This window comes from Nocardia aobensis NBRC 100429 (assembly GCF_000308375.1).
Taxonomy (GTDB): Bacteria; Actinomycetota; Actinomycetes; order Mycobacteriales; family Mycobacteriaceae; genus Nocardia; species Nocardia aobensis.
In genome coordinates this window covers 1-4939 of the sequence record NZ_BAFQ01000246.1, presented here as the reverse complement: position 1 = coordinate 4939, position 4939 = coordinate 1, and the positions used below count along the sequence as shown (strand labels likewise).

At 70.9% G+C, this 4939-nt stretch carries 5 protein-coding genes; 1 reads left to right on the top strand and 4 read right to left on the bottom strand.

What is annotated here, in order from left to right:
- On the top strand, positions 1-456 hold a 456-nt coding region (locus RJ03_RS27545; protein WP_036507653.1), incomplete at its 5' end, for a PfkB family carbohydrate kinase.
- 12 nt (positions 457-468) lie between these two features.
- On the opposite strand, the gene RJ03_RS27540 is transcribed toward RJ03_RS27545, so the two are convergent.
- The 4 genes from RJ03_RS27540 to RJ03_RS27525 all read right to left on the bottom strand — a co-directional run.
- On the bottom strand, positions 469-963 hold the full coding sequence (locus tag RJ03_RS27540) for a GNAT family N-acetyltransferase (RefSeq protein ID WP_051025320.1): 495 nt from the start codon (positions 961-963) through the stop codon (positions 469-471).
- Positions 960-2423 (bottom strand): bifunctional aminoglycoside phosphotransferase/ATP-binding protein, encoded by a 1464-nt coding sequence (locus RJ03_RS27535; protein WP_036507651.1) that lies wholly within the window; start codon positions 2421-2423, stop codon positions 960-962. Before RJ03_RS27535 ends, RJ03_RS27540 begins: the two co-directional genes overlap by 4 nt.
- A 175-nt stretch (positions 2424-2598) precedes the next feature.
- Positions 2599-3936 carry a phosphoribosyltransferase family protein gene (locus tag RJ03_RS27530; RefSeq protein ID WP_036507656.1) on the bottom strand — a complete coding sequence of 446 codons (1338 nt, stop codon included), beginning with the start codon at positions 3934-3936 and terminating at the stop codon, positions 2599-2601.
- A gap of 214 nt (positions 3937-4150) precedes the next feature.
- Positions 4151-4939: SCO6745 family protein (locus RJ03_RS27525; protein ID WP_063820453.1), on the bottom strand; the 789-nt coding region annotated here is incomplete at its 5' end.

Below are 4939 nucleotides of genomic sequence, written 5' to 3'. Positions count from 1 at the left end.
GACACCTCTGGCGCCGCGCTGCGGGCGATCCGGCGCGGAGTCTTCCTGATCAAGCCGAGCGTGCGGGAGCTCGCGCAGCTGGTCGGTCGTGCGCTGCCCGATCGCGACGCACAGGTCGCCGCGGCGCGCGAACTCGTGAACGCCTCGGTCGCCGAGGTCGTCGTCGTCTCGCTCGGCGCCGAGGGGGTTTTGGCGGTCACCGCCGAGCGATCGCATTGGTTTGCCCCGATACCGGTGCCGGTGCGCAGCGGGATCGGCGCGGGGGACGCGATGGTCGGCGGTATCGCCGTCGGCTCGGCGCGGGGCTACGGGCTCGACGACGCGATTCGATTGGGTATCGCCGCGGCGACCGCTGCCCTGACCACCTCGGGAACCGCGCCCGGGCTGCGCTCCCGGATCGAGCAGCTGTACGAGGAGCAGACGCGGGCCGCGGCGCCGGTAGCCGAAATGGGGTGACCACCCGGCCGCCTATTGTTTTCCGAGCCGCAGGACGACGTGGACGACGTCGTCGTCGCGATGGGCCGACATCGGCAGGTCGATGTCCATCAGCAATTGCATCATCTTCGAATTCGTGGCCATGATGTCGCCCGCGAGCCTGCCGATGCCGTGCCGTCGGGCGTCCTCTGCCAGGCGCGTCAGCAGCGCGGTGCCGATACCGGACTGCTGGTCCTCGTGGGCCACGACCATGGCCACCTCGGCGCAGTCGGTGTCGGGCAGCACGACGTAGTTCGCCACGCCGATCAGACGATTCTCGGTGAACGCGCCGAAAGCGCAGTGCTTCGGGTCGTTCATGGACATGGCGGCGGCCAGCTGTTCGAGGTGTTTCGGCCGCGCGCCGAAGAAGCGGTAGTAGCCGTCGCGGTGGGTCAGCGTCGCGTGCAGGTCCCGGACCGCGTCGCTGTCGGCGGGGGTGAGGCGGCGATAGGTGACGTCGGTGAGGTCGACGGTCGGCTCCGCGGTCATGAGGGCTCCCGTTCGCTCGTCCGCCGATAGCTGCGCAGCGCGGCCTCGGTGGTCTCGTCGACCGGTGCGGTGGTGTCCAGTACCACCGCACCGGGCCACGGGTCGCGATCCGCGGCCATGGCGGCCGCGACGGTGGGTGTGGCGTCGGATTCGGATCCGGTGCGCGCCGCGATGCGCGCGGCGGCCACGGATGCCGGTGCGCTACAACAGAGTTCGATGAGATCGGCGCAGGTGTCGGTGGCGAGCCGAGCTGCGCGCCGTCGTTGCGTATCGTCGATCCAGCTGGCGTCCAGAACGACCGAGCGGCCGGCGGCGAGCAGGGTCTGCGCCTCGGCGCACATCACCGTGTAGACGTGGTCGCGCGCGGCGGGGGTGTAGGCGCCGTGGTCGTATTCGCCGGTCGCGCCGTCCAGGACGCCTTCGGCGCGCGCGACGGCGCGAATGTGGTCGCTGGACAACAGGATCGCGCCGGTCGCTGCGGCCAGGCGGCGGGCGATCGTCGACTTGCCGGTGCCCGGTAGGCCACCGACCAGCACGAGGCGCACCGCGCCGGCGGCGAGGTGTCGCAGGGCGACCTCGACGTGCCGCACCGCACCCGCCGCCGCTCGCCGTTCCCCCTGCTCGTACCGCACGCAGTCGACCTTCGCGCGCACCGCCGCGCGATAGGCGATGTAGTGGTGGTACAACGAGTCCGGCGCCGGGTCGCCGGTCGCTCGGAGATAGTCCTCCACGACGGCACGGCCGAGGTCCGGGTACCCGAGGCGTTCCAGATCCATGGCCAGAAAGCAGATGTCGTCGAGCCGATCGACGTGGCGGAGTTCGTCGTCGAAGTCGAGGCAGTCGATGACCCGCACGCCGTCGTCGGTGACGAAGATGTCGTCGGCGCGCAGATCGCCGTGGCCGTCGACGATGCGCCCGGTGGTGATGCGCTTGTCGAACAGCGCCTTCCGTCCGTCGAGGTAGCGCATCGCCAGTTCGGTCAGCTCCCGCACCGCAGCCGGTTCGATCGGGGGATGGGTCATCCCGGACAGCAACGACGTCCAGCGCTCCCGAACCGCCGGCACCGTCGCCGCGCGATCGATCGCCGGCCCGGTCGGCGCCCGGTCGTGCCAGGCGGCCACATCGCGCACCAGTACCGACAGGATGTCGCGGGCGACGGCCGGATCGTCGAGGCGGCGCGACAACCGGGCGGCATCGGGGAGCCGGCGCATCAGCAGCACCGGTTCGTCCGCATCCCGCGTCGGATCGGACAGGTGCCCGATGCCGAGGTACACATCGGGAGCGAACCGCCGATTGAGCTCGAGTTCGCGGCGGCACGCGGCTTCGCGCGCGGCCCGCGTGGAGAAGTCGAGAAAGTCGGTCCGTACCGGTTTCTTGATCTTGTAGGCCCGGTCGCCGAACAGCACCACCACCGCCGAATGCGTCTCGGCGAGCGCGGCGAAGGGATCGTTGGTCTCCATCGGTACCAGCGTCGCCGATGACCGCGGAATTCGTGATGGACCAAAGTCACCGGAATGCGGACCATGCGGCCCGTGGTGTGTCGATGTGTTCGATGCCGGTCGCGCAGGAGACGCCGGAAACCCGGGGACTGTCAAGGACTTCGGGGAGGGGCGGACGGTGCGGCGGAACGTCCGGTCATGGCCGTGCGCGGCCGGTCGTCGACGCGCGGAAATGGGTCCGGAACCAGTCGCGGGCAAGGTCGGCCACGGCTGCCAGCGCGCCGGGCTCGGCGAACAGATGGGTGGCGCCGGGCACGATCTCGATGCGTGTCTCGCACGCCATCGCTCGCTGGGCGAACCGGTTCAGTTCGATCACCGCCGGGTCGTTTCCACCCACGATCAACAGGGTCGGCGCTCGCACGGCGGTCAGGAAGAGGTCGGCGAGGTCGGGCCGGCCGCCGCGGGAGACGACGGCGGCGATCTTCAGTTCCGGATCGGCGGCCGCCCGCAGCGCGGCCGCGGCCCCGGTGCTGGCGCCGAAGTACCCGATCGGGAGGCCGTCGGCGTAGTGCATCCCGGCGAGCCACCGCGTGACACCTGCCAGCCGATTCGCCAGCAGACCGATGGCGAAGACGTTGGCGCGCTCGAACTCTTCGGCGGGGGTGAGCAGGTCGAACAGCAGCGTTCCGAGTCCGGCCCGCTGCAGAGAGGTGGCGACGAATCGGTTGCGTGGACTGTGCCTGCTGCTGCCGCTGCCGTGGGCGAAGACGACCATGCCCGTCGCGGCTTCCGGAACCATCAGGTGGCCGTTCAGTTCGGCTTCCCCGACGGTGATGGTGACGTCGTCGTCGACCAGCGGCGGATCGCCGGACTCGGCCACTCGGGGCCGTTCGCGGGCGGCGAGGGCCGCCCGGGCGAGCAGATCGACGACTTCGTCGTCGCTGGTCTGTCCGAAGTGCCGGTACCACTGGCCGACCGCGTCGAAGAGCAGTGGCGTTTTCAGGCAGACGATGTCGTCGGCTTCCGGCCGCAGCGACGCCAGTGCCTCCCGTGCGGCGACGGGAGTGGCCAGGACGATACGGGCGGCGCCGCGGGCACGGGCCACGCGGCAGGCGGCGCGGGCGGTGGCCCCCGTCGCGATGCCGTCGTCGACCAGCACCACGGTCCGGCCACGCAGCGACGGTCCGGCGCGCCCCTGCCGGTATATGTCCACCCGACGCGCCAGTTCCGTGCGTTCGCGCTGCTGTACCGCGTCGATGTCGTCCTCGGACAGCCCGGTGCGGCGCACGACCAGCGTGTTGAGTACGCGGGTGTCGTCCTCACCGACCGCGCCGAAGGCGAGTTCGGGCTGATAGGGGACGCCCAGCTTGCGGATCACCAGGACATCCAGCGGTGCGCGCAATGCCCGTGCCACTTCGAAGGCGACCGGTACTCCGCCGCGCGGCAGGGCCAGGACGACGACATCGGTGTCACGCAGGGCGATCAGACGCGTCGCGAGCCGGCTGCCCGCGTCGACGCGATCACGAAACACCATCGAATACCTCTTGCACATCGGTTCGTATACGGCCACTATCCGCGTTCGACGGCTGCGCCGAATCGTGCCGAAGGCTCCGATGCGTGGGACGTTGGTCAGTTTCTTCGGCGAACGGAGATCCCTACTCGCGCTACCGGAGGGGCTGCGCCACCGCGGTGGGAGGAAAGCCACCATTTCGTCGGTGGCGAGATCGATTCAGGGCGTGCGATCCCGCTCAGGGGCGGGGGAGGGTGCCGATGGGGGTGCGCTCGGGCATCGCGGTATGTGCGGCGCGGGCCAGCGGTCGCATCAGCTCGGCGAGGCGTTCGGTCGACGCGGACCCGACCTCGCGCCAGGGGCGTGCGGCCAAAACATCTGTGCGCCTTTCGATCTCGTCGAATTCCGCGCGACCCGACGCGGTCGGCCGTCCGTCGGTGTCGAGCCAGCCTCGCTCGGTGAGGCCCGCGAGCGCGCGATCCCACTGCTCGTCGTCCCAGCCGCGAGCCGGTTGCAGAACGTCGCGCCCGGAATCGGTGGCGGCGCGCCAGGCCAGACTCTGACATCCGGTCAGTCCGGCGGTCGTCAGCGCCGCGACATGGCCGTCACCCCGATGCTCGCGCAGCACCGTGCAGGCCTGCCACAGGATCGACAGCGGATCCTCGGGCCAGGCCAGGTCGGCATTGGCGGCGGCAAGCGGTTTCCCTTCGAGCTCGACCGCTGTGGCGGCCCGCTGGGCCAGTCCGGCCGCCTCGGCGTACTCGTCGTCGCTCCCGCCGAGCCGCAGCAGCGCCGCGCGGGCGCCGGCGGAGCGGGCCGCGAGGATGCGCTGCGGCGTCGCCAGCTCCCACACCCCAGGCAGCGCCCGGGCCACCATGGCGGGGGAGAAGCCGAAGAAGGTCGCTGTCACGACGCCGGGTCCGACCGGCCCGAACGGCGCCGAGCGACCGCCGAAGTATCCGCGCCAGAAGCCGCGCAGACCCGCCTGCTCGAATGCGGTCCGGCATTCGGGGGCGAAATAGGTCAC

Coding starts and splice junctions, on each gene's coding strand:
- RJ03_RS27540 (WP_051025320.1), bottom strand. CDS start 963: ATGACCGCGGAGCCGACCGTCGACCTCACCGACGTCACCTATCGCCGC.
- RJ03_RS27535 (WP_036507651.1), bottom strand. CDS start 2,423: ATGGAGACCAACGATCCCTTCGCCGCGCTCGCCGAGACGCATTCGGCG.
- RJ03_RS27530 (WP_036507656.1), bottom strand. CDS start 3,936: ATGGTGTTTCGTGATCGCGTCGACGCGGGCAGCCGGCTCGCGACGCGT.